This is a genomic window from Kitasatospora sp. NBC_01300, from assembly GCF_041435235.1.
Taxonomy (GTDB): Bacteria; Actinomycetota; Actinomycetes; order Streptomycetales; family Streptomycetaceae; genus Kitasatospora.
This window is the reverse complement of record NZ_CP108410.1, coordinates 40843-67491: the sequence shown is the minus strand read 5'-3', so window position 1 is coordinate 67491 and position 26649 is coordinate 40843. Positions and strand designations below refer to the sequence as shown.

Genomic DNA, 26649 nt, shown 5'->3' with positions numbered 1-26649 from the left:
CCATGGAGCCACCCCGATGAACGCCCTGCTCACCCGTGCCATCGACCTCGCCCGCGTTGACTCCCCGTCCGCCCGGACGATCTGCGTCGACTTCGACGGGGTCATCCACCCCGAGGGACCGTGGGACGGCGGCCGCCTGCGCGGCGCGCCCCTGCCCGGTGCCGTCGAGCGCATCCGCGCGCTCCTGGACGGCGGCTGGCGGATCGTGGTGTTCACCGCAAGGGGCGGCGAGCACCACGAGGCCGTCGCGCACTACCTGGGCCACCACATCGACCGCAAGGTCATCGTGCTGCCCGGCGCGGAGACCAACTACTGGGAGACCGAACACCTGATCCTGGTCACGAACGTCAAGCCGGGCGCGATCGTGTACCTGGACGACAAGGGCGAGACGTTCACCGGCTGGCCCACGGCACTCGCCGGCCTGCCCGACTCGCCGGACGACCTGCCCCGGGACGCCTTCCCGCCCCGGCGCCGGCCTGGTCCCTGGAGGGCCTGGTGGAGGCAGCGGCCCTCGCGCACCCTGTCACCAAGGTTGGCGCGTAAACGCTGAACCCGCAGGTCAAAGCATTGGTGGGACACCTTGGTAGGCGTCGTTGGCGGCATCCTGGGCGCCGACGGCCCGCTGCGCGATTCCGCCCCCTGGACCGGCGCCCCGGACGGGTCGGCCACCCTCGACCTGCCCTTCGGCGCCGTCTTGCACTACCGGCCCGCCCCGTCGGTGGGCGGAGTACGCACTCCCGTGCCGTGGGACGAGCGCTTCACGGTCAGCTCCGACGGCCAGGACGTCGTCGTCCAGACCGGCGCGGACGTGCTCGCCGTCCTGGAGCCGCTGGCCGACGGGCGGCCCGAGCTGCCGGATGCGGCCCGTCACCAGGCGGCTCCTGAGCTGGAGCCTGCCGCCCAGCCGTGCTCCGGCTCCCGCCCGGTGAACCGCCTGGCCTAGCCGCCTGCAGACCGGCGGGGCCCGTGCGCCCCGCCGGTCTGCCCCGGACCCGATTCCCGCCCGCCCACGGACGCGCGGCCTGCCCGGCCGCCGTGCCACGAGGAGAACTGAGATGCACCCGCACATCGTCGCCGGGATCCTGGAGCGCTCCCGGCACACCTCCCTCGGCGCCGAGCTCACCCTCGCCGCCCGCGGCAGCGCGCAGCTGCTGCGGGAACTGACCCGCCAGAGCGTCGAAGCGCTGCACGACCACGGCGCGCGCAGCCCGCACCGCCCCACCGGGGCCGAGCTGCGGGACGTGGCCGCCGCCCACCGCAGGATCGCCCCCGCCCCCGTCGCCGACCTCGACGCCCTGGCCGACGCCCTGGAGTGCGCCGCCGCCCGGCTCGACACCCACCGGTACGGCCCGGACACCGGCCGGCCCGGGCACGGCATCCTCGCCGCCGTCGAACACCACACCCCGGACCTGCGCCTGCGCTACGACGCCGTGACCGTCATTGCCCAGCACCTGCCCGAGGCCGGCATGACCATCACGGCCTGGGAGCGTACGGCCGAGCCGGGCCGCGTCCTCGCCGCGGCGATGCTGCGTTCCCTCGCCGGCCGACGTGTCGCCCCTCGCTACCCGCGGCCGCCCGTCGAGCCCGCCCCGGGCGCGCCCGAGCCGCTCGACCCGTTCTGCGAGACCACGGAATGCACCGTCCACCCGGCGCCCGACCACACCGTCCACACGGACCGGCGCAGCCTCGTGCGCGCCTACCAGGAGGCCGCCGCCGGAACCACCCACCCCCACCTCTCCCGGATCTACCAGGCCCGCGCCGACGCGCTGCGCGCCCGGTAGGCCCCGTCCCGGCCGCCGGGCGACATCCGCCCCAGACCGTTCCGCGTCCCCTTTACAGGAGGCCCAGTGACCACCCACGCGATGCCCGCCCGGCCCGTCATCACCCTCCCCGTCACCGTCGACACCTCGCCCGACCAGCTCCAGGAGACGCTCTTCTACCTGGCCCAGGCCCGGGTGCCGCTGGACCTGGTACTGCCCGACGGCGCAGTGGTCAGCTACCACCCCGCCGTCACCGACGCCCGGGTCCGCCCGCTCGCCGCCGGCGACGCCGCCGTGCTTGCCGCCTACGGCGAACCCCTCCGGCTCCCGCCGCTGCTGCGGCGCTCGCAGGAGGCCTACCACCTGTGGCAGGGCACCGTGGCCGGGAGCGGCACGGCGCCCGGGGGCACCGGCGACGACCGGGCCGCGGCGCGGATGGAGCACGCCTACCTGCTGGCCCACGCGGTGGCGCTGGACGTCGCGTCGCTGCGGGACGGCGCGGACCCCGCGTCGGCCGACGCGGTGGAGGCGGCCAACCAACTGCGCGCCGTGGCCGGGCTGGTCCCCGCCGACGGGGGAGAGGCCCTGTCCTGGCTCCGCTACACCTACGCCAGTCGCCTGGCCGGGGCCGTCCGGTCCTGATGCCCCGCCGGATCGTCCGCGGGCCGGGGCAGTAGCCAGCCCCGGGCGGCCAACACTTCAATGACGCCACCGAAATGGAGGCCTCGCCTTGTGAGGCCTCCATTTCGGTGGCATGATGGGGGATGTCAGGCCGCGGACCACCAAGTCCGCGGCCCGCCCCTCGCGACCGGCGCCCACCGCGCCGCAACGCCGCCGCCTGCCCGCAGGCGCCGAGCCCCAGGCCTGCCGGGGCAGAACCGAGAGGTACCCATGACCACCGAGAACCAGCACACCGCCCGGACCCCCGGCCCGCTCCGCGGCTTCGGGGGCGGCGAGCTCACCGCGACCAGCACCAGCGGCGACATCAAGGTCCGCACCCCGGACGGGGTGAACCGCCCCGCGACCGTCACCCTGAACACCGTCTCGGGCGACATCCACACCCGGGGGCTCGCCCGGCACCACCACGTGCGGCTCACCGCGAACTCCCGCACCGGCGACGTCCAGCACCGCATCTGAGCCACCTCGGGGCGGCCGACTGAGCTGGCCGGCCACGCGGCCGCCCCGAGGCACCGGACCCGATCCAGACGGCCGGGACCCGACCACCATGGTCCCCGACTGATCCGGAGAAGCAATGACCACCCCCGACGAGACCCCCGCCCGCCGCACGCACCCCGACACCCCGAAGGGACGCCTGGACGCCGCAGCCGAGCAGCTGGACCGGGAGATCGGCGCAGCCCAGCGGAAGTTCTGGCGTGCGGTGCGGGCCGAGATCGACGCCAGCACCCAGGCCGAGGTCGCGGACACCATGGGCGTGGGCCGCGAACACCTGCGCCGGAACCTGAAGCGCTGGTTGCGTCCGGTCGACGGCGACATCGCCGGCTGACCCGCCGCCGAACCCCGTGTGGTGCCCGCCCCGGCGGGCACCACACCGCCACCCGCGCCGCCGGTCCAGCCACCGCCCTTTCCGCCCCGGCCGCGCCGACCAGCCGGCCCGCGGCCCGGCGAGCGAGCGGACCCCGCACCACCCGACACCCCTCGCACCTCACCGCGGCCGCGCCGCCCGGCAGGCCGCCCCTGCCCACACCCGCCGAAGGACGCCATGACCATGATCGCCACCAGCATCCTGCGGGCCGCCGAGCTGGCCCGGATCCTCGACCAGACCGCCCCCCACCGCTCCAAGCCCGACACGTGGCAGGACGGTTCGGTCACGCTGCTCGACGCCGACCCGGTCCGCCTGCACGCCGTCACCACCTCCCGCTACACCGTCGCCGTCGGTAGCGCCGCGCTCAGCGGCCCGGACAGCGCGAAGGGCGAGCCGTGGAGCACCACCCTCCAGGACGACGACGCGGACAGCCTCGCCGCCTGGGCCCGCACCCGCGGCTACGACGAGGACGTCCGTCTGATCGTCGCCCCCGACCGCCTGGAGGCCTCCACGCTCACCAGCAGCCTGCGCGTGCCCGTCAGCGCCACCAAGTTCCCTCTGCGCGGCGGCTGGCGGCCGTTCATCGCCGCCCGCGTGGAGCCCTCCACCGGCACCGCGCCGAAGCCGGTCGCCCTCGACACCGCGACCCTGCGCCGCTGGAAGGGCATCGGCGACTACGTGTGGCTCGGCGTGTCCGAGCACGACGGCAGCCTCCTCGTGCTGGGGGAGGACTTCGTCGGCGTGCAGGCGCCGGTAGCCAAGGGGTGGCAGGCGCCCCTCGCCCACGCCTCCGCGGCGGCCGACGGCCGCCCGGTGGAGGTGCTGCCGCTGCCCGACGGCGACGACGAGTTCTCCACGATCCGCTGGGAGATGCTCCGGCGGATGGTGGTCGCCGACGAGGCGATCAAGGACGCCCGCTACGCCGGTGACGGTGCGCTGGCGGACGCGTTCCTCGCGGTGGCCGGCTCCTCCCACGTGGCCGTACGGGCCCTGCGGGCGCTGGAGCGGATCGACGCCCGCCGCGCGCACGAGGTCGCCGCCGCCATCAGCGACGAGCTCGACAGCGGCGAGTTCATCGAGGCCGCCTTCGAGACCGCCGTGGCCCTCAGCCTCGACCCGAGCGCGTGGATCGCCCAGTACAACGCCTCCAGGACCGCCCCCCAGGAGTCCTGACCCCAGGTCAGCCCTGCCCCGGCCCCGGGGCACCGTGCCCCGGGGCTCTCCCCTGAGAAACCACACGACCAGGAGGAATCCTTCATGGACCCCTACACGCCCACCGACGTCACACCGGCGGAGCTGCTGCCGCAGGCCCTGGAGACGAAGGTCCCCGACTGGGCCGAAGCCGCGCCGACCCCGGACGCCGTGACCGACTGGCCCGCGCGCCAGGCCGCCGCGATGGTGTGGTTCGAGCTGGACGTCCGCGGCCGGCCGCTCAACCCCGCCGGCCGCACCGGCAAGACCGGCCGCCGCCTCGGCCAGTGGGGCGAGAACGCGGCGGCCGACGCGATCGTGGTCGCCGGTACCGGCGCCAACCGGCAGGTCCTGCTGATCACCCGGGACGACATCGGCGTCGCCGCGACGCCCGGCGGCATGATCGAGGACGCGGACAGGACTGCCGAGGACGACCCGGACAAGACCGTTGAGAACGCCCTGCTCCGCGAGCTGCTGGAGGAGACCGGCGTGGACCTGAGGGGCCACCAGCCGGTCATCCTGGGCCGCCAGGTCGTGGACGACTGGCGCAACACCGACCAGTCCTGGGTCGCGTCCGCCTACGGGCTCCTCCAGCTGCCCGCCACGATGCCCGCCGTCGGGGCCGACGACGCGCGCGACGCCGGCTGGTGGCCGTTCGCCTCCCTCGACCAGCTCGAAGCCGCGATCACCGCCGACGGACGCACCCTCTACGCCGCGCACCGGCCCCTGCTGCAGGCCGCCCTGGACCACCTCGCCCCGTAGCGGGACCCGTCCGGGGATTGGCCACCACTGCCTATCCCCGAACGGAGGGCGCACAGCCCCGAGCAAGCGGCAGGACCCAGCTCACACACGGCGTGCCCTCTCCGGAGGTCATCTGCCTGGACGCGCTGAATGCGCTGGAGAGCGGCGACTCGGGCGACCAAGGCGCCACCGCCGAGGTCGTCCGGTCCCATCTGCGCTGCCAGTTTCGGCCGGCTCCCGCCGCGAATACCGAGCGGCAGCAACAGCAACACAGCACACCAGCAAGCCCCGGATCCGGTACCTCAGAGCAAGGAGTACGACATGCCCACCGTCACCACCCGGAGCGCCCGCAAGCGGCTGCTGGCCGAGATGGGACGCCTGTTCGCCGACGACGCCGGACTGGGCGTCCTGGTGAAGTACAACGGCCGCCCCGACCTCACCCGGCAGGACAAGGAGATGCAGAGGGCCTGGTCCCGTGCCCTGGTCGCCGTGCACGGCCGCGACAGGGCAGCCGCCGTCTACGCCGAGTACGCCAGCGACCGACAGGACGCCGTCACCGAGCCGATCGGCTCCTGGAACAACCTGGTCCTCAACACGAAGCCGCTGAGCTACTGGACGCGGGACCTCCACGGGTTCCTCTGCGGCTGCTGCGGAGGCCCGTTCAGCTCCGTGGTCATCGACGGCATCGACGCGGTGTGCAACAAGTGCGCCCGGGAGAACAGCACCGTCGAGAACGCCCAGCCGGAATGGCACGCCTACAGCCGCGGCGAGTTCATCTTCCCCGGCCTGCTCCCCGAGGAGACGCCCAAGGGGGAGCACGCGATCACCATCCGGTACCAGGACGGCGAGGTACGCGACTACACCACCGGCGAGGCCGGCCTGTTCGTGGAGAACGTCACCAGCCTGCCCGGCTTTGTCCGCTCCATCGGCGAGACCTACGGCGAGAGCCGCGACCGGATCCACTTCGCCGTGGAGGCCCGCACCGAGCACCGGCGCCGCAGCTTCGACATTGTCGCCATCTTCACCTACGACCCGAACCCCGAGGGCTGGGAGAAGCACGCCTACGGCTTCCGGTTCGACTCCGCCCGGCTCACCCACCGCCGCCGGCCGCTGGGCCACTACGACGTGGCCGACCCGACCATCACCGAGCACACCGACCTCTACGAGACGGTCAACGTCCTGCTCACCGGGCTGTACGGCACGGCACTCCCGGAGTCCTGACCGAACGCAGGCCTTGCGGATTCTGCGCCACCCTGCCCGATTCATGACTGAAGGAAGCAACTCCCCATGACCACCCCCGCCCCGGTCCGCGAGATCACCATCCACACCTGGACGATCGAGCTCGACAACGGCGAAAACCTGCGTGACCTCAATGTCGGCGACGCCGTCGACTTGCTCACCGGAACCGACTTCGACGGCTTGTGGATCGCCAAGGAGTTCAGCGAACAGGGGGCCGTCATCACCCTGCAGGCCGCCACAGTCGTCGAAAACTGCGGTGGCGACCCGGCGACCTCTTGCCGGTATTCCGGCACCCGCCACGCGCACCCCGTGGACGTCGACGGCCGAGTGCTTCGCCGCCCTGAGACCGCAGTCGCGTCGTCCTGACGCTCACCGCGGCCCCGCCGTACGTCCGACGGGGCCGCAGCGACAGGCTGTGGCCGCTGCTGGCCCGCCTCGCCCCTCACACCGGAAAGGCCCCGCAAATGCACCACCAGCACCGCACCGACCCCCGCACCACCCTCGTCAACTACGGCACGAGCGCCCACCTGGACGACGACGTCCTGGAGGAGCTCACCGACGACGTCGAGGACGCCGTGCTCGACACCGTCGAGCAGGCGCTACGCCTGCTGGCCGAGCCCGGCACCGGCCTCGACCTCGACCAGGTCCTCCAGACCCTGCGGTCCCTGCGCCACCAGCCGCCGGAGACCCCGGAGCCGTCCACGGCGCCCACCGACCGGCTGGACGCCTACAACCGGACGGCCCGCGAGGCCATGGCCCTGACGGCCACTCTGGGCGACTTCCAGGCCGGGCTGATCCGCGGCATCGAGCCGGGCACCTCCCGCACCCTGTTCCTCCAGGGCCTCGCCACCGCGGCGGCCGTCGCCCCGCTCGAAGGCACCGACTTCCCGCTGCGGGGGACGACGGAGGCCGGCCGGTGAGCGCCGAGGCGACCCGCCGCACCCTCGCCGCCCTCGGGCTGCCGCAGGACTGCCTCCTGGTCCTGCTCGGCATCTCCGGCGCGGGGAAGACCACCCTGGCCAACACGCTCTTCCCGGCGGCCGCGGTGCTCAGCGCCGACCACCTCCGGGACGTCCTCACCGGCGACCCCGGCAACCAGGACGCCTCCCGCGCGGCGTGGGCCATGCTCCACAGTCAGCTCGACCACCGGCTCGGCACCCAGGTACGCGAAGGCGTGCCCACCGTGGTCGACGCCGTCAACGCCGAGGCATGGGTGAGGCGGGACCTCATCGCTGCGGGCCGCAGCCACGGCATGCCCGTCGTCGCCCTGGTCGTCGACGTGGATCTCGACACTGCTCTCGCCCGCAACGCGGCGCGCGACCGGCGTGTGCCGCCGGACATCATCGCCGCCCAGCACGAGGAGCTCACCAAGTCCCTGCCCGGACTTCCCGGCGAGGGCTTCACCGCCGTGCGCCACGCTCGCGACCTGCCGGTCCTGGACGTCATCCTGGAGCGCAGCGCCGCAGGGGAGAAGACGAACCCGGTGGCGCACATCGAGCGGGCCTTCGGCCGCGACCTGGCCCGGCTGTTCACTCGTCACGACGGTGAGGACGAGGACGGCTACCTGACCGGCGCCTTCGTCGTCGGTGGCCGCGAGCTGCCCGTCCGGTGGACCGACGAGGACGACCCCGACGACGTCTGCTATCGGGCGCGGATCACCTGCCCGGACTGCGGGGGACCGGCGTGGATGTCCGCCTACTCGGCGAAGGACCTGCGCGATGCCGTGCTCGGCTCCCCGCCCTACGCGGACGACTGCCCGCACTGCTACTGAAGCCCCGTTCGCCGGTGCGACCCGCCTCCGGGGCGCACCGGCCCCATGCCCGACCCGACCACCCGGGAGCCCCGTTGAGCATCCTCGCGACCGACCCTGCCGCCCCCGACAACGCGGGCCCTGGACCATCGCCCAGGACGCCCCGCGCTACAGGTCCCCCGCCCACTACAGCCACCACCACCACGACGGCGAACTCCACCGACGGTGCTCCGCCCCGCGCCTGCGCCCCTACCTGGACAAGCCCGCACCGACGCACCCCGCCCCGCTCAGCCTGACGATCGACCTCGACACCACCGGGCAAAGCCCCTTCCGCCACAAGACCACCGCGGCCCCGGCCAGCGCGCCCGGCCGGCCGGGCCAGGACTCCGACGAGGACTTCCGCAACCGGCTCGGCGTGTGCGGCAGCGAAGCCGGCGACCACGTCATCGAGAAGCACCCGGAGACCGGCTGGCACCAGGTCCACTGGCACTGCACCCGGCACCGCGGCGAACTCGAACGCGCCCGCCGCCGGCTCGCCGAACCGAACAAGCGAGCACCCGAACCCATCCCGAACCAGGGCGGTCTCATGCCCTGCTACTACGACTTCAACTCCGGGTGGGCGACCGTCTACCGGCACGTCCTCGGGCAGCAGTGGCAGCCGCCCGTCTACGGCATGCGCGCCGACGACTGGCCCCTGCCCGGACGCCAGCCCGTCCCACAGCGACCCCGGCTGCGCCTGGCCGCGATCGACGGAGAACTGCTCGACAGCACCAGCCGGTGAAGTCCCCGGACAGTTCCTGAACAGCAGCACGCCACCACCTGCCCGGCCCTACCAACCAGGAACCCCATTGACCACCTTCAAGAACGGCCCCATCAACGTCGGCCCCGACAACCCCCAGGCCGCCCTCCAAATGCCCGGCGCGCCCACCGGCGCCGACCCGGACCGACCGACGCGGCTATCCGACGAGGAGATCGCCGTGCTGCGCGAACGCGCCCACCACGAGGCCGGGCGGTTCATCGACCCGCACATCGTCGGCGCCGCGCGGTACTTCCACAACCGTGACTGGGCGGCGGCCATCGTCGGCACCAGGATCGTCTCCACCGGGCACTGGCCGACCCTGTACCTGCTGCACATCGCGATGCAGGCCGAACCCGAACCGCCGGTCACCCGCACCCAGCTCGTCCGGCAGGCCGCCGCCGAGAATGAGGCGCGGCTCACGGAGACACTGCGTGTCCTGCGGGAGCAGCGGACCGCCGAACGGCACCGCGCCGAGGCCGCTGCGTGGGCGACCGTCCTGCGCACCTGCCTCGTCAAAGTCGTGGTCCGCGAGAACCGGCACGGCCGGGTGCGTGGCGGCGGCCGTGAACGCCTGCGGCACGTCGTACCGGTCAGCGAGGCCGTCTCCGGGCGCCACCGGCGTCACCTGGCCGGACGGGCGCTGTGCGAGACGCCCGCCCGTACCAAGCCGCTGCAGCTGACCGACGAACCGACCGGCGAGCTGGCGACGTGCCAGCGCTGCCTGGCCTACGTCGCCCAGATCCGTCCGCAGAGGGCCACTTGACGGCCCGCCCGGCCCGGCCCGGGCGCTCCCCGCCCGGAGCTGCCTCCGACCCCTCCGCCAACTCCGTCCACTCCGTCCGGAAGGACCCGCGATGACGTCATCACCCGACCCGTTGACCAGCGCGAACGCGCTGTGGCAGCGTCTGACCAAGCACCAGCCCGCCGTCGCCGCCGCACTCGCCATGCAGCTGCGCGCCCTGCCCGACACTTGGGCCCAGCGCGAGCTCGGCATGGCCCGGCCGCACGCCGTGCTGGAGCTGCTGCCCGCCAGCGACATGCCGATGGAGATCGCGCCGCACGTCGCCGACTGGGAGGAGTGCCCGGCCTGCGACGAGTGCGAGGGGCTGTGCCGCTACCACACGGGCTACGCCACCGGCTACGAGGAACTGCACCGCCCGCTCCGGGAGATCTCCGCGGCCGACCCGACGGTGACCGTCCAGGACGCCCTGGAGCGCCTGGAGGAGGCGGACGAGGCCGCCGAGAACGGCGTGCTGGTCCGCGCCGTCGCGCAGCTGATCGAAGGAGCGCAGCGATGACAACGCCCAGCCTGCCGGACCGTGACGAAGCGGTGTCCAACGCCGCACGGGACCTCCTCCTGACGCGATACCGCGCCGCGCAGTTCGACGCTACGCGCAGGGTCAGCACGGCCGGGTTCCTGTGCAGCCCGGGCGCTCCCGGCTCCGGGAAGGTCCGGGTCTGCCACCGCACCCGGTTCCCGAGCGTGCTCAACGGGCTGACCTTTGCTGACGCCGCCGCGGAGGAGTACGTCCTGGTGTCCGCCTACGCCGACCTGCTGCGGGCGAACGGCTGGTCGGTCCGCGAGAGGCAGGGCCGGTCCGCGCTCCTGGTCTCCACGCCCGCCTGCCCGGAGTGCTCCGGGCCCCCCCTCCCGCTGTCGGTCGAAGCCGGGTCGATTTGGGGCTGCCCGTGCGGACGCCGTACGTGCGGTACCGGCGACGAGAACGACGACTTCGACCTGCCGTCGTACACCGAGACCGGCCCCGACGGCGCCGTGGTCGCCTACCACGGCCACGGCGAGGAGGACATCGAAGGACCGCCGAATGGGCCTCGCAGGACGGCCCGGACGACGACGAGGACGAGAACCCGCACGCCGGGTGCTGGGAGCCGCACCGTACGGCCGACGGCTACGTCGGCCGCGACGGGAGGGAGCTGTGACCGAGCCCTCCGCACCGACGGGCCGGAGCACGCCCGAAGTCCCCGCATCCGCACGAGAGCCCGGTGACGGCCCGCCATGTGGAAGCCCGGGTGTGAGCGCGGCGGACGGACCGCCGCGCCTGGACGGGGCGCAGAAGTACGCCGAGGTCGCCCACCGTATCTACCGCGACCGGCGGGCCACCCCGTCGGCGAAGGAGCTGCTGCTCGCTGTCGCCTACGCCCTGTTCGTCGCCCCCGGCGTCGAGAAGGGCAGGGTGCTCAACCGGGCCGCCCAGGTGCTTGGCCGTGACGCGGTCGGACACCCCCGCTACGACCGCCTGATCGCTGACGACGCCCCCCGCTACGAGCCGCCCCGTACGGCGGACGACTGTGGCCCGAGCGAGGCGCCGGCCTGCGAGGCCCCGCGCCTGCGCCCGTACACGTACCGGCCGAGGCCCGCCGCCCCGGCCGACGAGGCGGTCGTGCCGTTGCGGCGCCCTCCCGCCCCGGTCGTGCACGCCTACCCGGGCTACGTGCCGCCGATCGACTACCGCAACGAACGCAAGATTTGCGGCGCCGACTCCCACCACCGGGTGCTGGAACTGGACCCGCGCACTGGTACTGCAAGCGGCACGCCGACCACGCCGAGCGGGTCACCGAACAACTGCGCGAACAGAACGCCGCCGCACCCCCGCCGATCCCCAACACCGGCGGCCTCCTCGCCGCCTACTTCAAGGCCCCGTGGGAGGACGTCTACCGCCGCCACGCCCCGGCCACCTGGTCACCGCCGACTTACGGCCTGTCGGCCGACGACTGGCCCGACCCGGGCAACCCGCCGCCGGCACGCCCCCGCCGCCTACGGGCCCGGTGAACTCCAGCACCACCCTCGGGCCAGCCACCCCCCGGCCCAAGGACCCGACCGCCCGCTCCCCGCGACGCGGCCGCACGCCCTCCCCAACCGATCCGACCACCCAGGAGCCCCCCGTGACCCTCTTCGCCACCAACCCGCTCACCCCCGACACCAGCGACCGCCAGACCGCCTACTCGGTGCGCGCCCTCGCCGCCGCCCGCCAGCCCATCGGCTTCGTCGTCACAGGCGCCCCGGGCGCAGCGCCCGACATCGTCCGCTACCACCCGGAGAGCGACCCGGTCACCGAGGCGCTCGCCTGCGCCGCCGTCCGCGACGCCTACCCCGACCTGCCGTCGGTGGGCCGGCTCAGGGTCCAGGCCGCCACCGACTACCACCTGTGGCAGGACGCCCGCCGCGCCCCCGGCGCCGACCCGGCCCTGACCCGCCAGCACCACTGGACCCACCTGCTCCTGCACGCGGTGGCTCTGGACATCGTCGCCCTCCAGTCCCAGGGCGACATCCACAGCGCCGCCCAATGCGCCCAGGCCGTCAACGAGCTGCGCCACCTGGACGGCATCGGCGCGGCCGAGCGGGAGACCGCCCGCACCTGGCTGCGGACCACCTACCGCACCTGGCAGACCGAAGGCCCCCACCCCTGGAACTGCGAGGGAGGCTGCGCCGGGCAGGGCTTCGTGCGGACCTACATCCACGAGGACGGTGTCGCGGTCCACCAGGAGCCGGACACCTGCGACCGCGGCAACCCGGCCCCGCCCCACCCGCAGGACTGCCCCGCCTGCGGGGGCACCGGATTCGCCGACGACGACAACGGCTGGTCCCGCCCCTGCATCGGCTACCTGGAGATCGAGGACGACACGGTCGCCGCCGCCGACCCGTGGAACCGGCCCTGAACGACCCCCGCCGGGTGCGCGCGGCCAACCGCCGCGGGCACCCGGCGGAGTGCCGGTCCGACCGCCGTCCGCGACCGGACTGCTCTACCGTGATGGGCGAGCGCTCACCCGACGTCAAGGAGAACCCGTGACCGACACCGGCACTCCCGGGCTGGACCCCGTCCTGGAGGCCCTGTTCACCGCGAAGGGCACCCTCGTGCGCTTCACCGCCGGCGAGACGCTCATCCACCAGGGCGACCCCACCGACGGCGTGCTGGCCCTGCGTACCGGAGCCGTCAAGGTGCTGCGGCACGGCGACAGCGACGACACGGAGATCGTCGTCGCCCTGCGGGAGCCGCCCGAGACCGTCGGCGACCACGAGGCCATCGCCGGCGGCCCCCGGACCAGTTCGGTGGTCGCACTGACCGACGGAACCGCCCTGGCCGTCCCCGGCTCCGACCTCCGCGCCCTGGTCGACACCGACCCGGCGGCGGCCCTGGCCCTCTACCGGATCGTCTCGAAGCAGCGGCGGGACGCGGACCAGGCCTACGTCGAGCAGCTCTCGCACACCGTCACCCAGCGGGCAGCCGCCCGCCTGCTGGCCCTGATGCCCCGTCTCGGCGTCACCGACGAGGCGACGGGCGCCGTGAGCCTCCAGCTCAGCCAGCCGGAACTGGCCCAGTGGGTGGGGGCCTCCCGCGAGGCGATCGTCCGAACGCTGCGCCAGCTGCGCAAGCAGGGCGCCCTGACCACCAACTACGGCGCGATCGTCATCCACGACCTGGAGGCGCTGCGCGCCGCCGTGCCCGCCTGACAGACCCGTAGCGGGTTCCACCGTGTCAGCCCGTCGACCGCCGGCCCTGCCCGGACGGTCGGCGGGCTTTCGCACGTTCCGGACCGGCAGCCCGGGCGCCGTCAGTCGGTCTCCAGGAACCGGCGCGTGCGCGCCTCCTTCTCCGCGTCCAGGGCCGCGACGATCTGCGGGTGCTGTGCGTCGAAGGCGTCCAGCCGCGCGAGGGCCTGCGCGAGCCGTGCCTCGTTGGCCGGCTGCTGCTCGCGGTAGTAGAGGCCCAGCTCACCGCTGTCCTCGGCGCGCTCCCGCTGCGCGTCGTCAGCGGCGGCAATCGCGTTGGCCGCCTCCTTCAGGCCCGCCCGTTCCCCGGCCCGGGCCCTTCCTTCGGGAGTCCGCAGGATCGCCGTCGCGGCGGCCTCCGCCGCCTGCAACTCCTCCTGGTCCCGGCGCCAGGCGGCGAGCCGCTGCCCATCGGGGGAGGCCGTGAAGGCCTCCTCGGCCTTGACGCCCAGCGCCGTCAGCCGCTCGGCCTCGGCGGCAGTGAACCACAGCCGGAGCGTGCCGGCGATGAGGTGCGTGTGGCCCTCGGGCCGCTGCGCCTCGGGGACGCCGTGCTCGCGGGCCTCCTGGAGCCAGCCGCCGGCGACCGTCCGGCCGTCGTCGTCCACGGCGGTGTAGGTGACGGCTCCGTTGGCGGTGATCACGGGCCGGACGTGGACGGTGCGCCCGTCGGCGAGCTGCTTGACGAGGCGTTCCATGGGATCTCCCGGGTGGGTGAAGGCATCGGAGGACAGCCCCCGTTCGGGCGGGGGCGTGCTTGGTCGAGACCCTCACCCCGGCAGCCGTGCCGATCAAGTCCCATGCCCGGCAGCATATTCACGTGGAGCGGCGGCGCGCGGCCGGATGGTTCGCCCGCCTCCCCGAGCGGGAATCCGCCTCGGGCGCAGCCGGGGTCCGGCAGTTGTCGTGTTGTCGCCTACTGCTGGGGTGGCTCCGGTTCTTCGCGGTGGGCGAGTGCGTAGTGGGCCCAGCGTTTGCGGGCGGCGTCGGCGCTGATGCCGAAGGCTGCGCCGATCACGGCCCAGGAGGTGCCGGCGGTGCGCTCCTGGACGACGCAGACGCGGACGAGGTCGGTGGCGTACCGGTCGATGTGCGCGGCGGCGGTGGCGAACACCCCGGGCCAAGGACGGCTTGGAGGAGTACCTCGCGTACGTCGGTGAGGTAGGTGTCGAGCCGGTGGCCGGCGCGGGCGAGCGCGCCGCGTTCGGGGGTGAGGATGCGGGCGCGGCGCCGGGCCCGGTAGGCCTGGTCGCGGCACAGGCGCGGGCGCGGGCAGTAGCGCTGCCGGGCGCTGGTGAGGGCGGTGCCGCACCACCAGCAGCGCGGTCCGGTGCTGCTGTCGTCCATGGCCGGACGATACGGCCGCTGTGGTGCGACGGCCAGCCGGAGGGCGGCGCCGGCCGGTGGGGCCGGGGATCGCGGGCCTGTTGCCAGTGTGTGCCTGCGTCACCCGTCTGAGGGAATGTCAGCAGCCCCCTTGCGGAGCTGTGCGCAGAAGCGCACACTCTCTCTTGTGTGCAAAAGCGCACAGCGCTATGGAGGTTTGCATGATCACGATGAGTGAGGCCGAGGACTACCTCGGTCCGGTGCTCACCGCGTTGGACGCCGCTGGGCTGCGCCCCGACGTCCTGGACGTCCCGGACACCGACGACCTGGCCGAGGACGGGATCGTCGTCGCGCCGTCCGCCGTCCTCGTCTGGAACCCGGACAACCCGCAGGTCACCGCCGAGCCCTACCGCGCCGGGCTGCTCGCCGCCTGGTCCGCCGAGACCGGCTGGTCCTACGCCGCGCTGCGCCCGGACGGCTCCAACTCGCCGCGCGCGGCGCTGGGCCTGCCGGTGCTGGCCGAACCGGAGCGGGTCGCCGCGGTCCTCGCCCGCGCCGCGCGCGGCCTGGACGGCGACGCGCCGGTCCTCGTCCTGTCCGACGGCACCGGGCAGGGCTGGGAGCGCCGGATCACGGCCGCCGAGGACCCGGGCGGCTGGGTCCTGTACGCCCGGGACGCCGGCTACCTGGATGCCGCGCTGACCGCCCTGGGCGACCCGATGGGCCATGCCCTGGCGCGGGCCGACGACCCGGAGGCGGCCGCGCAGCTGCGCGCGGTCTCCTGGCTGGTCGACCTGCTGAACCACCGGCGGGACGCCCTGATCGTGGCGCTCAAGGCGCGAGACGTCAGCTGGAGCGAGCTGGCCAGGCTCACCGATCCCGACGAGCCGGACCCCGCGCGCCTGCGGACCAAGGTGCGCCGGCGGCACGAAGCGGGCCTGCGCCGCGCGGACCTGCTGCCCCAGGACGACGGGCACCCGCACACCTCGGCGTTCGAGGCGGTGATGATCGCCCAGATCACGGCGGCCATCCGGCGCGCCGACCAGGCCGCTGCCACCCGCCTGGTGGACCACCTGTTGCTGGAGTCGGCCGACCCGGCCGCGACGGAGGCCCGCGTGCAGGCCGCGATCGCCCGAGCCGCCGGAGCCTGACCCACCGTGGGACGGCCGCCCCGCCGGCCGTCCCACCCCTCACCACCCCTCACCAGCCATCACCTGACCAGAGGAGAACCCCTGATGGAACCGACCACGGAGATCGCCCGCGTCGTCCGCGTCGAGACGGCCGCCGAGCGCCACCAGGTCCGCGACGACGCCCACCTCGGCGCCCTCGCCCCGGCGGCCGCCGCCGCGCTGCGCCTGCTCGCCGACGCCATCAGGCGCGGCGGCGCCGCCGCGCTGCCGATCGGGGAGCACCTGGCGATGATCGCGGCCGGACACCAGGCCGCGCTGCTGTGGCTGCGCGGCATCGACGCCAGCCGCACCGTCACAGACTTCGCCGAGCAGCAGGCCGCCCAGGACATGAACCACCTCAAGCGGGCCGCACAGGAGGAAGGCCTCCGGCCGGGGCCCGCGCTGCGCGACGCGCAGACTCGCGCCGTCCAGCTGCTGCGCCGGTACTGGCGGGGGGTCGAGGCGCTCGCCTACGAACTCGACCTGCGCAACGCCCTCGGGGAGTCCGAGATCCGCCGGTTCGCCAGCGTCTGACCCAGGACCAGTACGGGGCGGCCGTCATCCCGCGAAGAAGGCCGGCCGCCCCGTTTGTCCCACCAGCCATCACCTGACCACGGAGGACACCTTCATGTTCGCATCCCTCTTCGTCGTGCTGTTCGTCGGTCACTTCGCCGGCGACTACCTTCTTCAGACTGATCACATCAGTGAGCACAAAGCCGCCCGGTCCTGGACGGGCGCGCGCGCCGCCCTGGCGCACGTCGGATGCCACGTCACCGCCACCGTCGCCGCGCTGCTCGCCGCCAGCGCCGCTACCGGCCTGCACGTCTCCGCCGTGGCGGCCGCCGCCGGGATCGGGTGGGTCGGCCTCTCGCACGGCCTGATCGACCGCCGGTGGCCGATCTCCTGGTGGATGCGGCACACCGGATCCGCCGCCTTCGAAGCGGCCGGCGGGGCGCCGCTGGCCGACCAGGCCGCCCACGTCGTCGTGGGCCTGTTCCCCGCCGCGCTGCTGATCGCCGCCCTGAGCTGACCACCCGAGAGGAGTCCTCCGTGTCCTGGCACACCACTGTCAGCATCAGCGGGGCCCTGTACCCGACCCGCACCCGCGCGCCCCGGCAGGATGCCGCCGGCCTCACCACCGACGACCTGCTGCACGGCCTCTCCCCGCGCCAGAGCGAGGAAGGGGTGAGGGCCGAGGCCGACCGGCTCACGAAGCTCGCGCTCGCCGTCCCCGAGGACGGCACCGACACCGGCCGCAGGCACTACAAGGCCCTCGCCGCCCAGCGCGAGTACCTGATCCGGGCCTGGATGCACCACCACGGCGGCAACGGGCAACTCGCCGAGGACCACGACGTACCGGCCCGCTACTCCAGGACGCCGGGTACCGCCGGCCCTGCCACCTGACCCCGCCGCCCCGGGCGGCACGGTCACCGGAGTGTGACGCCCGGCACGTAGAAGGCGGGTCGCCCCCAGTGTCGATGGGGGCGGCCCGCCGTTGTTCATCATGCCCGAACCGAAGGAGAACCCCCGTGAGCCGTTACCTCCCGGACCCGTCGATCCCGGTCGCCCCGCTCGGTGCCGACGTCCATGCTGCGCTGGGCGCCGCGATGCGCACCGGTACGGATCTGCTGGCCCTGGCCTACCCGACGCCGGAGGAGGACGCGTGGGTGGTGTCGCTGGTGGAGACGACCACCGCCGACATCCGGACGCACGTCGTGGTCGGGGTGGGGGAGTGGGAGCCGGAGCGCCTGGAGCGCGAGCTCGCCGCGCTCGGCTACGTCTCGCTGGCCCACGCCACCGGCGGGTTCTGGAACGTGATCAGCGACGGCGGCCGGACGACGCCGCTCTACCCGGCCGGGCAGGAGTAGCCGGTCCGGACACGGCGAGGGCCGGGACAGCGCGCGCTGTCCCGGCCCTCGCCGTGTCCGGGGCTGTCCGGGCCGGTCGACTCGGCGGCGGCCGCCACGGCGCCGCCGGTAGTGTGGCGCGCGCCACACAGGCGGCGGGTCGCTTCGGCGCCCGCCGGGACAGCGTGAAGGAGACGGCGACATGGCCGAGTTCACCTACGACGACGACCTGGACGACGAGGAGCCGGAGTTGTCCAGCCTCGCGGCGTCGCTCCTGCGGGACCTGGCGTCCACCGCCGAGAGTCACTTCGGCATGTAGGAGGAGGGGCCGGGCCGGGACGGTGCGGGCCGTCCCGGTCAGCGGCCGGCGGCCGCCAGACCACCGGGGCCCAGCGGCCGCCGACCGCCCGGCGCGGGCCACTGTGCCGGGCCGTCCTCGGTGGCGGGCTCCAGGAACGGCGCCCGCTCCACCGCCGTCAGCCGGGCCTCGGGAGAGGGCGGCGCGGCGGGCGGGTCGGAGGGGGACTCGGAGAAGGGCTGCCACAACGGGCGCCGGGCGGAAGTCATGGGCCCAGTGTCCCTGACCGCCGGTGAGGCGTTGTCCCGGCGGGTACGGTCCAACTACACGGCCGCGGCGCGGAGGAGCGGGACGGGCATGGGCGAGCACGGCACCGGGGAACAGCGCATCGGCGAGCTGATCGCGGCCCGCCGCCGACAGCTGGGGCTGTCGGAGGAAGACGTGGCACGGAAGCTGTCGGCCGTCTCCGGCTACCACCCGACGCGCACCGACGTGTGGCGGTGGGAGACCGGCTACGAGGGCCGCACCCCCGGCCCGCAGTACCTGCCGCATCTGGCCGCCGTGCTCGACGTCGACGAAGCCCGGCTGCGCCGGGCCCGCGCCGCGACCAAAACGGCCCGCCGACTGCGGATCACCGCACCCGGACCGTCCTCCGCCGAGGTGATCGCCCGGCTGCTGCCGCCTCGCCCAGACCACCGGCATGGCCGAGATGTTCGCCGACCGGGAGTTCTCCGAAGCATGGGAGCCGAAGACCGGCGGCTGGGGCGAGGACGCCGACGACCGTTCCCCGGCACCGCAGCCGGCACCCCCCGCCACGCCACCCCAGGCTCCCTTGGAGGATGGTGCCGAGTCCGAAGAGATCGGTTCGTTGGGTGTCCTCCACCGCTTGCCCGACGGGGACTCCGGCAGTACCTACAGCATCACCTTCAGCGGCACCTGGCTGCCCGGAACCTACGTGACCCGCGAAGCCTCCCTGGTGGCCTACGGCGCAGTCCTCGGCGGGGAGGTGCCCTTCGAACTGGACACCGTCCGCGACCGTGCCCGGCAGGAGGGCCGCGACATCACCGTGGCCGACTTCACCGAGACCGCGCGCGCTCACGGCCGCGATCTCCCCGCGCCCGGCGAACTCCCCGGCCAGTTCGTTGACGCGGACACCCGCCTCATCGCCTACGGCGCCCTCCTGGCAGGCCACGGCACGTTCAAGCTGGACACCTTGCCCTCCCCGGTGACGATCACGTGGATCGAGGCCAATGCCGCCTGACCGGCCCACCGGCGAGCACGGCGGACCGCACCCGGACCTCCCGCTCCTGGGAGGTCCGGGTCTCACCGGGCGAAGCCTTCGACAACGGCACCGTGCGCCTCTGCCACAGCCCGGCCTGCCACGACTAAACCGCCCAGCCTGAGCCCTACGCGCAACGGGCGACAAGGAGGACTTCCCATGCTGAACCGCAGGGTCTACGGAGCCGACGACGACGAGGACCCCGGCCCGGAGGAGGGCCACGACTACCGGGAGCTGTGCGGCGGACCGCTCGACGGACTTCTCGTTCAGGTCACCGGCTGGACGCCTGAGTCGCTGGCCAACGGCGCAGCCCTGATCACCAACAACGGGCGATACGGCCCCGGCGGGCGCGCTGAGTACGAACCGCGCCCGGGCGACCCCGACCGATGGGACTGGGTGGGCGACAGCCCCTGAGCGGACGGCACACCCGAGCATCTGCGACCGTATCGGACCCAGCGCTCACCCCGAACACCAGGTCCGACGTATGCGCGGTGAGCCGGACAACGGCAGTCCGCCCCCGACGATGCCGCAGCCGGACAGCAGCGGCCAGCAGTAACCCCACCCACCACCACGACCAGGAGCTCGACGTCGACCGCGCCGAGCAACACCAGGAAGGCGAGACCATGACCGACACGAGCGGGACCACCGGCGCCGGCCGACTGCGGATCGACCTCACCCTCGGCGGGCCGGTCATCATCGGCGAGACGAGGAGCGGCAAGACCTCGGCGGTCGACCTCATGCGCGCGCAGTGCGAGGCCACCGGCACCCCGTACGAGATCACCGAGGACGGGAGCCTCACCGTTCCCAGGGCCGCCCGGTGACCACCGCCACCCGCGCCCGGCTCCGTACGGCTCATGGGCACCCCAGATAGGCAAGGAGGGCCGTGAGTACGGGCACTCGCCTGGATGAGCGACGTACTGGCCGCTCCTGGGTGGGATCGGGTGCCGCCGGTCCCTCCGGCGACACCTTGATCAACCCGAAGTGGTCGTCAGGCGGAACGGCCTCCGTTGTTCGACCACCCGTCCGGCCTCCTCGCCGTACCTCGGGCGGGGTAGGCCGGACATGGACACGGCCGGTGTGTCACCGGGTGGCTGCGGCGAGCAACTGCGGCTCCAGCTTCTCGTCCCGGATGTACGGGTTGTCGCCGCCACCGAGGCCGAACGGGCTGTAGATCCGGGCCAGCGCCTTGAAGCAGTCGGTCTCCGGGACACCGGTGGCCGGCCAGTCGAAATTGAACTCCCCACCGGTGGCGGGCCGCGGTGCGCCCATGCCGGGGAAGGCCGGGTTCGATCCAGCGGCGAGGCTGAGACCGTCGAAGCCGGTCCCGACGACACGGTGGTGCCAGGAGCCGTCCACGGCCGGGACGAACTGCGTGTCCACGAGCCGGAGGTACTCGTAGGTGAGCTCGGTCAGGGTGAGGACGTTGAGACGCTTCGGATCGCCGTAGTTCTGGCCCATGGCCCAGCACAGCATGTCCTCCGTCGCGATGGCCGCAGCAGTGACCGTGCCGTCGAGGGACACGGCCAGGGCACGGCGGGGCTCGGTGAGCAGCAGGCCGTCGGTGAAGGGGACCGGGCGGCTGTGCTCGAAGGAGAAGTTGAAGCCCATGTGCCGCAACACCTCCTGCTGCTCCAGCTTGCCGCTGATCTCGTCGGGCCCGAGCAGGAACGACGGGGGGATGTCCGGGGTGCTCTGCCAGAAGAGCACCGGCAGGTCGTCCCAGCCCTGGTGCTCGACCAGCTCCTGCCTCGCCCGGGCCGGGTCGGCGCGAACGAGTGCCGTCGCCGGGGCGGCCGGGGCGACGGGATACATGCGGCTGCGCACGCCGCTGTTGATCAGGGTGTAGATGTCGTCGGCGGACATGAACGCGGTCTGGTCCCCGTTGCGGACCGGCACGCACCAGCCGTCGGTGACCTTGCCGTCCACGATCGTGCGCCGGACCAGGGCGTGGCGCTGGTCCTCCGGGAGCTGCTCCACATCGAGCACCAGGTAGGAGCCGGTGGTCCCGTCCTGGTTGTCGGGGTGGGCGAACAGCTTCAGCTTGACGGAGAGCAGCGGCCGGACCTCGCTGGCGAGCACCTTGTTGTAGGTGTCCGCCGAGATCCGCGCGGGGTCGAAGGGGGTGAGCTGCTCCGCAGTCTCGTACAGCTCGCCGGACCGCTGGACGGCCTTGACCCCGAAGACGATGAGGCCGCCGCCCCTGTTGGCGAACGCGGCGACGTCCTTGGCCAGTTCGGCCTTGCCGTGCGGTGTCTTCAGGTCGTAGGGGGCTGTCTTGAAGTCCAGCCAGTCGTTCTCCGCGGTACCGAGCAGGTCCTGGGGCCGGCCGGAGCTGAGGGCGGCCACTACCTCGGTGCGGCTGTTGAGTGCCATGAGCCGGATCATATGCCCGGGTTATGCGGCATCAGAACCCGTTTGCGCCAGTGTGGTTGACCTTGGGACGATGTACGGCTATGAAGCGCCGCCCGCTGCACATCGCCGGTCAGCACATGACGTCCGAATCCATCCTGGACCGGCACACCGGTCCCAGCACCCCCGCGCGGGGCGCGCAGCGCCTGGAGATGGTGGACTTCAAGCACCCGGATCGAAGGCGCCAGCACTACGCTCCGCGGGCCTGCGCGCGGTTCACGGACTGGCTCACCGCCGACTCGGTGGGTGCCGAGATCCTCTGGGGCGAGACGGAGACCGCGGCTGGGAACGCGCTGAAGCGGCTCGACACAGGAGAGGCTCTGACGGCCGTCGACTGGGCGGCGCTGCGGGACCTCGCGGTGCTGCACTGGATCCGCTGCCCGTATACGAGGAACACCAGCGAGGCGGGCTGGGCCGAGGCCCAGGACGAGGTGCAGGCGCAGGTGCAGGCCGAGGTCGACGGGGCCGGCCGGGCGCCGTTCGAGGCGGCCGTGGCCGGGCACTTCGGGCTGCACGTGGCGGGCCCCGAGGGCAGGCGGTACTTCGTGGACCGGCTCCGGGCGCACGCCGAGGCCGCGCACCCGCACTCGGTTGCGATGCGGCACACCGTGGAGGGCCTGTTCCGGGACGCGAAGGCGGCAGTCGCCAGCCTGGCCCCGCTGATCCTGACGCCGCAGGACCCGGACGACACCTTCGTGACCAGCGACGCCGCCGCGTTCACCATCAGTCGCACCGGCGGCTCTCCGGCGCGGCGCATCGGCGACCCGATCGCGGACGCCGAGGCCACCATCATGCCGATCGGTGCGCGGCACCTGCTGGTGCTCTCCGCCGAGCCGTGGCCGGCCGTTGCCTCGCCGCACCTGGTCAGGTCGCTCAACTTGTGGCAGGCCCTGCACGCCTACCGCCGGGTCTACGGCGTCCCTGGGGGTGCCTGGGCCCGGGACGTTCCGCTGTGGGTCGAGGCCCGCAAGCTGCGCCGCGCCCCCGAGCCGGACGATCCCGCCGATCCCTGACCACGGCTCGGGTGCGGGCGGGGACTTGCCCTTCGGGAGGGCCTGGCACACCGTTTATACGTCTTTTCATTTTCCTGAAAACACGTGGACAGTGACAGCGGAACGCCGTAGAGTGAGCTTGTTGCTTCAGCTAGATGAAAATACGTGGAGGTGTCGGTGTACGTCACGACAGGCCAGACGGCGACCGCGTTGGGATGTTCCATCCCGACCGTCAGGAAGCTGCTGGCCACCGGCGTCGTTCCGGGAGTCCTGGATCGCGGCCGACAGATCATCCCCCAGGCCGCCCTCCACGAACTCCAGCACAGGGGCGGGCCGGACCTCTCAACCCTGCGCCACCAGGAGGTCGCGGTCCTGCGGACCGGCAGCGCCGAGCACGTCGTCGACCCTGACCGCGGCTGGACCGGCTTCGGCACCGAGCTGACCGAGGGCCAGATGCTGGCCGCCTTCTCCGGCTGGTGGCGCTGCGACCCCGCCCGGGTGGCGGCTGCAGCCGTACTGCCGGTCACCGTGGCGGGCTTCGTCGTTGCCGTCCTGACCGGCCTGGACGACTGGACGGCCGACGGGACTGCGGGCACCGGCGCCCGATACAGATTCACCGGCGCCCGCCTCGCCGGATACCTCACCGACCTGACCCACCCGGAGAACCAGATCGCCTCTGCCCCGGCCGGCACCGACGACCGACGCCTGGCCGACCTGCTGCTCGGTACCCGCCTGCTGTCCCAGTCGAGCGGACCGATCGCCTACGTCAGCACCCGCACCGCCACCGCGCCGACCGCCACCGAGGGGAAGTGAACCTGATGGACCGCCAGACCTTCACCGCGAAGCTCACCGAGCTGCGCGCCCTGCGCGACCGGATCAAGGAGGCCCAGAGCGACCTCACGGCCGCCGAGAAGGTGCTCGCCGCGAAGAAGGAGAAGTTCGACGCGCTCGACCGGCAGCGCGCCCGCGCCGTCGCGGAGCTCGCGGGCTACGAGGGCGCGAAGGGTGACACCGTGGCCAAGGCCGGAGGCCTGAAGCTGGCGGACGTCGTCCGGATCGCCCCGCTGCTCGACCCCACCCCGGCCGCCCTCCGGGACTCCCCGGCCGAGACCCGGCCCGAGCCCGACGCGCCGGAACAAACGAGCACCCCGGCCACCGAGCCCGTTGCCCCCGGCCCGGCAGCCGCCGAGACGGCCTCCGCCGACGCCGTTACGGACGAGAGCGCCGCTTCGGCCGTGCCGACCGAGGACCGGGTCCCGGCCGAGCAGACCCCGGTCCCGGCCCAGCACCAGGTCCGGGTCCTCCCCTCGATCCCGCAGGGCCCGGCCGGGGAGCGGTACACCGCCCTCACCGAAGGCCTGCACAACAAGCGGCCGACCTGGGAGCAGAACTGGTACGAGACCGTCTGGCTGGACGCCAAGACCGGTGACCTGGCCACCCAGAGCCACGTCGGCCGCGTCGACCTCGGCGCCCGCACGCCCGGGGACATCCTCGACGCCGTCACGTCCGTCGTCCCCGGCGTGCAGCGGATCTACATCACCGCCGGCGACCCCTGGCACCTCAGCTCACAGCGCTACCCCACCCTCAAGGAGGCGGTGGCGGCCTGGCTCAACACCCCGGGCCCCCGCTGGACGGAGAGCCGGGGCCGCGGCGCGAACCGCGACCAGTTCGCCAGCCACCTCGTCCACCCCCGAAACCCGGTCGGCCGCTACATCCCGTCTGGCGCCGAGCGCGACGCCCGTCAGGTCGAGATCCACTCTGTCGGGCCCTGGTTCACCCCAGACGGTGCCGACGTCGCCCTGGTGCGCCACGCCTTCTGGCTGATCTACGAGGCACTGCAGCGGCAGTGGCCGGACGTGGTCATGATGGCCTTCCCCTCGGCGATGGGCCGCGACTTGTGGAAGCGGACCATCCCGACCAGCGGCCAGTTCGCGGGCGGCTTCCCGGTGATGAGCGAGGAACTCCGGGCGCTGATGCACGCGACCGCTGGGCAGGGCCGCACCGAGCTCATCGTGCCGCCGCGCGTCCCGGGCACCCTGCAGGGCCTGTACGAGGCCGACCGGACCTTCGCGTACGGCCGGCACACCCACCGCTCCGGTGTCGGCGCCCCCCAGCGCATCACCCCCCGGATGTTCGAGGCGATGGACGCCAAGCAGCGCCGCAAGGCACTCAAGGACCCTTCCCACTGGCACATCCGCGCGACCGTCCCGCAGGACTGGAACCACGTCGGGATCCTGCCCGCGCCGGTCCCCGGCGACCGCGCCTGGGAGTACCCGGCCAACCCCGGCACCACCTTCACCACCTGGGCGGGAGGCAACGAGGTCTTCCTCGCCATGATGGAGAACCCCCAGAAGACGCCGTGGCGGATCGAGATCCTGGACGGCCTGGTGTGGAAGGAGGGCGACCCTCTCGACAAGTGGGCCGTCGGCCTCAAGAGCGCCTGGTCCGACCTGGTCGGCCTCTCCCGGGTCCACGGCGACGAGCGCACCCGCCGCGCCGCGCACCTGGCCTCACGCGGTATCCGCTCGATCCTGCTCTACGGCATCGGCGACTTCGCCCGCCGCCCCCGCGTGAACACCGGCACCACCCCCATCGACCAGCCCGTCCCCGACGGCGCCATGATCATCGGCCAGGACGAGCACGTCACCACCTGGGAGCGGGTCACCAGCCTCGCCCGCGACCCCTGGGCCCACCCCGAGTGGGCCGCCGGGGTCTGGTCGGACGCCCGCGCCGCCCTGCTCGACATGAGCATCCGCGACGGCAAGACCGCTGTCGGCCAGGCCGGAGCACTGCACCTGCCGCCCGGATCTGTCGTCGCGCTGCGCACCGACGCCGTCTACAGCACCGAACCCATCCGGTGGCCCTACTTCGGCAAGCCGGGCGAGTACCTGCTGAAGGGCTACCAGCCTGGCCCGGTCGACGCCCCGACCACGGAGGACCGGCTGCTGGAACTGCGCGACCTCGGCCGCACCCACTTCGCCACGACCGCCGCCGCCCTGGACGTCGCCGACGCCGCCCGCCGGGGCGACGGCGACGCGCTCGACCGGATGCACCAGGCCTGGAACACCCCGCTGGAAGGGAGTAACCGATGAGCCCCGCCGACCCGAACAACCCGAACGAGGCGGCCCGCCTCACCCAGGAACTCCTGGACGAGGGCTACACCAAGAACCAGGTCGCCAAACTGCTCGGCCGCAACGCCTCGCTGGTGTCCCAGTTCTTCACCAAGGGCAAGGGCGCGAGCATGGTCACCGCGCTGCGCCAGCTGGTCCGGGCGGTGCGCGGCGGTGAGCGGGACACCGAGGCCCTGGCCGGCATCGCGGACCAGAACATCAAGCGCCGTACCACCAAGGGCGGGGACAAGGCCCGGGTCCGGGGCAAGGACATCATCGTCTCCGGCACCAGCATGACCGGCCGGGCCGGTCGGCAGGCGATCAGCACCGGCGCGTCCCAGCTCGCCAAGGTCGTCCACGACACCGGTGCCAACCCCCGGGGCCGGCTCGCCTTCACCGTACGGATGAAGGCGAACCAGTTCACGATGTCGCCCGGGTCCGAGAAGGACTCCGCAGGCCTCAAGCGCGGGTACCAGCCCCGGCCCGACGGCACCGAGGAGCGCGCGTACGGGGACGCGCAGAACGGCGGCCTCAACGCGGCGGACTGGTCGCAGCGCGTCGCCCGCCACCACGGCGACGTCACGGAGGCGGTCCAGGAATGGCTGGTCGAGACCGGCCGCGCGGTGCCCGACGCCGCGGTGGAGTACCTCGAAGTCCGCGGCTGGGTACCCCGGTCCTGACCCGCGCCC

General features: G+C 73.4%; 35 protein-coding genes. 31 read left to right on the top strand and 4 right to left on the bottom strand.

Annotated elements, in window-relative coordinates; genetic code table 11:
- The first annotated feature begins 16 nt into the window (after positions 1–16).
- The 19 genes from OG556_RS40235 to OG556_RS40145 all read left to right on the top strand — a co-directional run bounded on the left by OG556_RS40235 (position 17) and on the right by OG556_RS40145 (position 13491).
- Entirely contained in the window at positions 17–550 is a 534-nt protein-coding gene (locus tag OG556_RS40235) for a hypothetical protein (RefSeq protein WP_331731437.1), read from the top strand.
- A gap of 30 nt (positions 551–580) precedes the next feature.
- Complete coding sequence (locus OG556_RS40230) at positions 581–943, top strand: hypothetical protein (RefSeq protein WP_331731433.1); 363 nt, start codon at positions 581–583, stop codon at positions 941–943.
- Positions 944–1055: 112 nt separating this feature from the next.
- Positions 1056–1781 carry a hypothetical protein gene (locus OG556_RS40225; RefSeq protein ID WP_331731431.1) on the top strand — a complete coding sequence of 242 codons (726 nt, stop codon included), beginning with the start codon at positions 1056–1058 and terminating at the stop codon, positions 1779–1781.
- 66 nt (positions 1782–1847) lie between these two features.
- On the top strand, positions 1848–2402 hold the full coding sequence (locus OG556_RS40220) for a hypothetical protein (protein ID WP_331731428.1): 555 nt from the start codon (positions 1848–1850) through the stop codon (positions 2400–2402).
- Between the two features lie 249 nt (positions 2403–2651).
- Positions 2652–2897 (top strand): hypothetical protein, encoded by a 246-nt coding sequence (locus OG556_RS40215; RefSeq protein WP_331731426.1) that lies wholly within the window; start codon positions 2652–2654, stop codon positions 2895–2897.
- A 115-nt stretch (positions 2898–3012) separates the two neighbouring features.
- On the top strand, positions 3013–3264 hold the full coding sequence (locus OG556_RS40210; RefSeq protein WP_331731424.1) for a hypothetical protein: 252 nt from the start codon (positions 3013–3015) through the stop codon (positions 3262–3264).
- Positions 3265–3486: 222 nt separating this feature from the next.
- Positions 3487–4476, top strand: coding sequence for a hypothetical protein (locus OG556_RS40205; RefSeq protein ID WP_371523254.1), 990 nt, complete (start codon positions 3487–3489; stop codon positions 4474–4476).
- Between the two features lie 84 nt (positions 4477–4560).
- On the top strand, positions 4561–5256 hold the full coding sequence (locus OG556_RS40200) for an NUDIX domain-containing protein (RefSeq protein ID WP_331731419.1): 696 nt from the start codon (positions 4561–4563) through the stop codon (positions 5254–5256).
- Positions 5257–5556: 300 nt separating this feature from the next.
- Positions 5557–6456 (top strand): hypothetical protein, encoded by a 900-nt coding sequence (locus tag OG556_RS40195; protein ID WP_331731416.1) that lies wholly within the window; start codon positions 5557–5559, stop codon positions 6454–6456.
- A gap of 66 nt (positions 6457–6522) precedes the next feature.
- Positions 6523–6840 (top strand): hypothetical protein, encoded by a 318-nt coding sequence (locus OG556_RS40190; protein WP_331731413.1) that lies wholly within the window; start codon positions 6523–6525, stop codon positions 6838–6840.
- A 98-nt stretch (positions 6841–6938) separates the two neighbouring features.
- Complete coding sequence (locus OG556_RS40185) at positions 6939–7394, top strand: hypothetical protein (RefSeq protein WP_331731410.1); 456 nt, start codon at positions 6939–6941, stop codon at positions 7392–7394.
- The gene (locus OG556_RS40180; protein ID WP_331731407.1) at positions 7391–8245 is read left to right on the top strand and encodes an AAA family ATPase; all 855 of its coding nucleotides are present in this window, start codon (positions 7391–7393) and stop codon (positions 8243–8245) included. Before OG556_RS40185 ends, OG556_RS40180 begins: the two co-directional genes overlap by 4 nt.
- A gap of 394 nt (positions 8246–8639) precedes the next feature.
- Positions 8640–9005, top strand: coding sequence for a hypothetical protein (locus tag OG556_RS40175; RefSeq protein ID WP_371523251.1), 366 nt, complete (start codon positions 8640–8642; stop codon positions 9003–9005).
- A gap of 67 nt (positions 9006–9072) precedes the next feature.
- Positions 9073–9786 carry a hypothetical protein gene (locus tag OG556_RS40170; protein ID WP_331731401.1) on the top strand — a complete coding sequence of 238 codons (714 nt, stop codon included), beginning with the start codon at positions 9073–9075 and terminating at the stop codon, positions 9784–9786.
- 91 nt (positions 9787–9877) lie between these two features.
- The gene (locus OG556_RS40165; RefSeq protein ID WP_331731398.1) at positions 9878–10321 is read left to right on the top strand and encodes a hypothetical protein; all 444 of its coding nucleotides are present in this window, start codon (positions 9878–9880) and stop codon (positions 10319–10321) included.
- Positions 10318–11028 (top strand): hypothetical protein, encoded by a 711-nt coding sequence (locus tag OG556_RS40160; RefSeq protein WP_331731395.1) that lies wholly within the window; start codon positions 10318–10320, stop codon positions 11026–11028. Before OG556_RS40165 ends, OG556_RS40160 begins: the two co-directional genes overlap by 4 nt.
- A 480-nt stretch (positions 11029–11508) precedes the next feature.
- Positions 11509–11811, top strand: a complete 303-nt coding sequence (locus OG556_RS40155; RefSeq protein WP_331731392.1) for a hypothetical protein — start codon at positions 11509–11511, stop codon at positions 11809–11811.
- Positions 11812–11924: 113 nt separating this feature from the next.
- Complete coding sequence (locus tag OG556_RS40150) at positions 11925–12698, top strand: hypothetical protein (RefSeq protein ID WP_331731389.1); 774 nt, start codon at positions 11925–11927, stop codon at positions 12696–12698.
- Positions 12699–12825: 127 nt separating this feature from the next.
- Positions 12826–13491 carry a Crp/Fnr family transcriptional regulator gene (locus tag OG556_RS40145; RefSeq protein ID WP_331731385.1) on the top strand — a complete coding sequence of 222 codons (666 nt, stop codon included), beginning with the start codon at positions 12826–12828 and terminating at the stop codon, positions 13489–13491.
- Between the two features lie 101 nt (positions 13492–13592).
- On the opposite strand, the gene OG556_RS40140 is transcribed toward OG556_RS40145, so the two are convergent.
- Complete coding sequence (locus OG556_RS40140) at positions 13593–14228, bottom strand: hypothetical protein (protein ID WP_331731382.1); 636 nt, start codon at positions 14226–14228, stop codon at positions 13593–13595.
- 218 nt (positions 14229–14446) lie between these two features.
- Positions 14447–14644: a hypothetical protein gene (locus OG556_RS40135; RefSeq protein WP_331731379.1), complete on the bottom strand. Its 198-nt coding sequence runs from the start codon at positions 14642–14644 to the stop codon at positions 14447–14449.
- Positions 14645–15077: 433 nt separating this feature from the next.
- Here OG556_RS40135 and OG556_RS40130 point away from each other — a divergent pair, with 433 nt between their 5' ends.
- The 5 genes from OG556_RS40130 (at position 15078) to OG556_RS40110 (ending at position 17893) form a co-directional block, all read left to right on the top strand.
- Positions 15078–16007 (top strand): hypothetical protein, encoded by a 930-nt coding sequence (locus OG556_RS40130; protein WP_331731376.1) that lies wholly within the window; start codon positions 15078–15080, stop codon positions 16005–16007.
- A gap of 84 nt (positions 16008–16091) precedes the next feature.
- Positions 16092–16559, top strand: coding sequence for a hypothetical protein (locus OG556_RS40125; RefSeq protein ID WP_331731374.1), 468 nt, complete (start codon positions 16092–16094; stop codon positions 16557–16559).
- 94 nt (positions 16560–16653) lie between these two features.
- Positions 16654–17055: a DUF3307 domain-containing protein gene (locus OG556_RS40120; RefSeq protein WP_331731372.1), complete on the top strand. Its 402-nt coding sequence runs from the start codon at positions 16654–16656 to the stop codon at positions 17053–17055.
- A 20-nt stretch (positions 17056–17075) separates the two neighbouring features.
- Entirely contained in the window at positions 17076–17429 is a 354-nt protein-coding gene (locus OG556_RS40115; protein ID WP_331731369.1) for a hypothetical protein, read from the top strand.
- A 125-nt stretch (positions 17430–17554) separates the two neighbouring features.
- Positions 17555–17893, top strand: a complete 339-nt coding sequence (locus OG556_RS40110; protein ID WP_331731366.1) for a hypothetical protein — start codon at positions 17555–17557, stop codon at positions 17891–17893.
- Positions 17894–18229: 336 nt separating this feature from the next.
- Here OG556_RS40110 and OG556_RS40105 read toward each other — a convergent pair whose 3' ends face one another.
- Positions 18230–18439 carry a hypothetical protein gene (locus OG556_RS40105; RefSeq protein ID WP_371523245.1) on the bottom strand — a complete coding sequence of 70 codons (210 nt, stop codon included), beginning with the start codon at positions 18437–18439 and terminating at the stop codon, positions 18230–18232.
- 440 nt (positions 18440–18879) lie between these two features.
- Between OG556_RS40105 and OG556_RS40100 the strand changes: the two genes are divergently transcribed.
- The 3 genes from OG556_RS40100 (at position 18880) to OG556_RS40090 (ending at position 20270) form a co-directional block, all read left to right on the top strand.
- Positions 18880–19431: a hypothetical protein gene (locus OG556_RS40100; protein WP_371523243.1), complete on the top strand. Its 552-nt coding sequence runs from the start codon at positions 18880–18882 to the stop codon at positions 19429–19431.
- Positions 19432–19608: 177 nt separating this feature from the next.
- Positions 19609–19863 carry a hypothetical protein gene (locus tag OG556_RS40095; RefSeq protein WP_331731360.1) on the top strand — a complete coding sequence of 85 codons (255 nt, stop codon included), beginning with the start codon at positions 19609–19611 and terminating at the stop codon, positions 19861–19863.
- A gap of 209 nt (positions 19864–20072) precedes the next feature.
- Positions 20073–20270, top strand: coding sequence for a hypothetical protein (locus OG556_RS40090; protein ID WP_371523241.1), 198 nt, complete (start codon positions 20073–20075; stop codon positions 20268–20270).
- Positions 20271–20529: 259 nt separating this feature from the next.
- Here OG556_RS40090 and OG556_RS40085 read toward each other — a convergent pair whose 3' ends face one another.
- Positions 20530–21822: a helix-turn-helix domain-containing protein gene (locus OG556_RS40085; protein ID WP_371523239.1), complete on the bottom strand. Its 1293-nt coding sequence runs from the start codon at positions 21820–21822 to the stop codon at positions 20530–20532.
- Positions 21823–21902: 80 nt separating this feature from the next.
- Between OG556_RS40085 and OG556_RS40080 the strand changes: the two genes are divergently transcribed.
- The 4 genes from OG556_RS40080 to OG556_RS40065 all read left to right on the top strand — a co-directional run bounded on the left by OG556_RS40080 (position 21903) and on the right by OG556_RS40065 (position 26640).
- Positions 21903–22871, top strand: coding sequence for a DUF4238 domain-containing protein (locus tag OG556_RS40080; RefSeq protein WP_331731353.1), 969 nt, complete (start codon positions 21903–21905; stop codon positions 22869–22871).
- A gap of 156 nt (positions 22872–23027) precedes the next feature.
- Positions 23028–23663: a DNA-binding protein gene (locus tag OG556_RS40075; RefSeq protein WP_371523237.1), complete on the top strand. Its 636-nt coding sequence runs from the start codon at positions 23028–23030 to the stop codon at positions 23661–23663.
- A gap of 5 nt (positions 23664–23668) precedes the next feature.
- Positions 23669–25942 (top strand): hypothetical protein, encoded by a 2274-nt coding sequence (locus OG556_RS40070; RefSeq protein WP_331731841.1) that lies wholly within the window; start codon positions 23669–23671, stop codon positions 25940–25942.
- The gene (locus OG556_RS40065; protein ID WP_331731347.1) at positions 25939–26640 is read left to right on the top strand and encodes a helix-turn-helix domain containing protein; all 702 of its coding nucleotides are present in this window, start codon (positions 25939–25941) and stop codon (positions 26638–26640) included. Before OG556_RS40070 ends, OG556_RS40065 begins: the two co-directional genes overlap by 4 nt.
- Positions 26641–26649: the final 9 nt, after the last annotated feature.

Coding starts and splice junctions, on each gene's coding strand:
- OG556_RS40235 (WP_331731437.1), top strand. CDS start 17: ATGAACGCCCTGCTCACCCGTGCCATCGACCTCGCCCGCGTTGACTCC.
- OG556_RS40140 (WP_331731382.1), bottom strand. CDS start 14,228: ATGGAACGCCTCGTCAAGCAGCTCGCCGACGGGCGCACCGTCCACGTC.
- OG556_RS40165 (WP_331731398.1), top strand. CDS start 9,878: ATGACGTCATCACCCGACCCGTTGACCAGCGCGAACGCGCTGTGGCAG.
- OG556_RS40100 (WP_371523243.1), top strand. CDS start 18,880: ATGTTCGCCGACCGGGAGTTCTCCGAAGCATGGGAGCCGAAGACCGGC.
- OG556_RS40065 (WP_331731347.1), top strand. CDS start 25,939: ATGAGCCCCGCCGACCCGAACAACCCGAACGAGGCGGCCCGCCTCACC.
- OG556_RS40095 (WP_331731360.1), top strand. CDS start 19,609: ATGCTGAACCGCAGGGTCTACGGAGCCGACGACGACGAGGACCCCGGC.
- OG556_RS40205 (WP_371523254.1), top strand. CDS start 3,487: ATGATCGCCACCAGCATCCTGCGGGCCGCCGAGCTGGCCCGGATCCTC.
- OG556_RS40130 (WP_331731376.1), top strand. CDS start 15,078: ATGATCACGATGAGTGAGGCCGAGGACTACCTCGGTCCGGTGCTCACC.
- OG556_RS40070 (WP_331731841.1), top strand. CDS start 23,669: ATGGACCGCCAGACCTTCACCGCGAAGCTCACCGAGCTGCGCGCCCTG.
- OG556_RS40210 (WP_331731424.1), top strand. CDS start 3,013: ATGACCACCCCCGACGAGACCCCCGCCCGCCGCACGCACCCCGACACC.
- OG556_RS40105 (WP_371523245.1), bottom strand. CDS start 18,439: ATGACTTCCGCCCGGCGCCCGTTGTGGCAGCCCTTCTCCGAGTCCCCC.
- OG556_RS40090 (WP_371523241.1), top strand. CDS start 20,073: ATGACCGACACGAGCGGGACCACCGGCGCCGGCCGACTGCGGATCGAC.
- OG556_RS40200 (WP_331731419.1), top strand. CDS start 4,561: ATGGACCCCTACACGCCCACCGACGTCACACCGGCGGAGCTGCTGCCG.
- OG556_RS40185 (WP_331731410.1), top strand. CDS start 6,939: ATGCACCACCAGCACCGCACCGACCCCCGCACCACCCTCGTCAACTAC.
- OG556_RS40160 (WP_331731395.1), top strand. CDS start 10,318: ATGACAACGCCCAGCCTGCCGGACCGTGACGAAGCGGTGTCCAACGCC.
- OG556_RS40215 (WP_331731426.1), top strand. CDS start 2,652: ATGACCACCGAGAACCAGCACACCGCCCGGACCCCCGGCCCGCTCCGC.
- OG556_RS40195 (WP_331731416.1), top strand. CDS start 5,557: ATGCCCACCGTCACCACCCGGAGCGCCCGCAAGCGGCTGCTGGCCGAG.
- OG556_RS40085 (WP_371523239.1), bottom strand. CDS start 21,822: ATGGCACTCAACAGCCGCACCGAGGTAGTGGCCGCCCTCAGCTCCGGC.
- OG556_RS40080 (WP_331731353.1), top strand. CDS start 21,903: ATGAAGCGCCGCCCGCTGCACATCGCCGGTCAGCACATGACGTCCGAA.
- OG556_RS40125 (WP_331731374.1), top strand. CDS start 16,092: ATGGAACCGACCACGGAGATCGCCCGCGTCGTCCGCGTCGAGACGGCC.
- OG556_RS40190 (WP_331731413.1), top strand. CDS start 6,523: ATGACCACCCCCGCCCCGGTCCGCGAGATCACCATCCACACCTGGACG.
- OG556_RS40120 (WP_331731372.1), top strand. CDS start 16,654: ATGTTCGCATCCCTCTTCGTCGTGCTGTTCGTCGGTCACTTCGCCGGC.
- OG556_RS40225 (WP_331731431.1), top strand. CDS start 1,056: ATGCACCCGCACATCGTCGCCGGGATCCTGGAGCGCTCCCGGCACACC.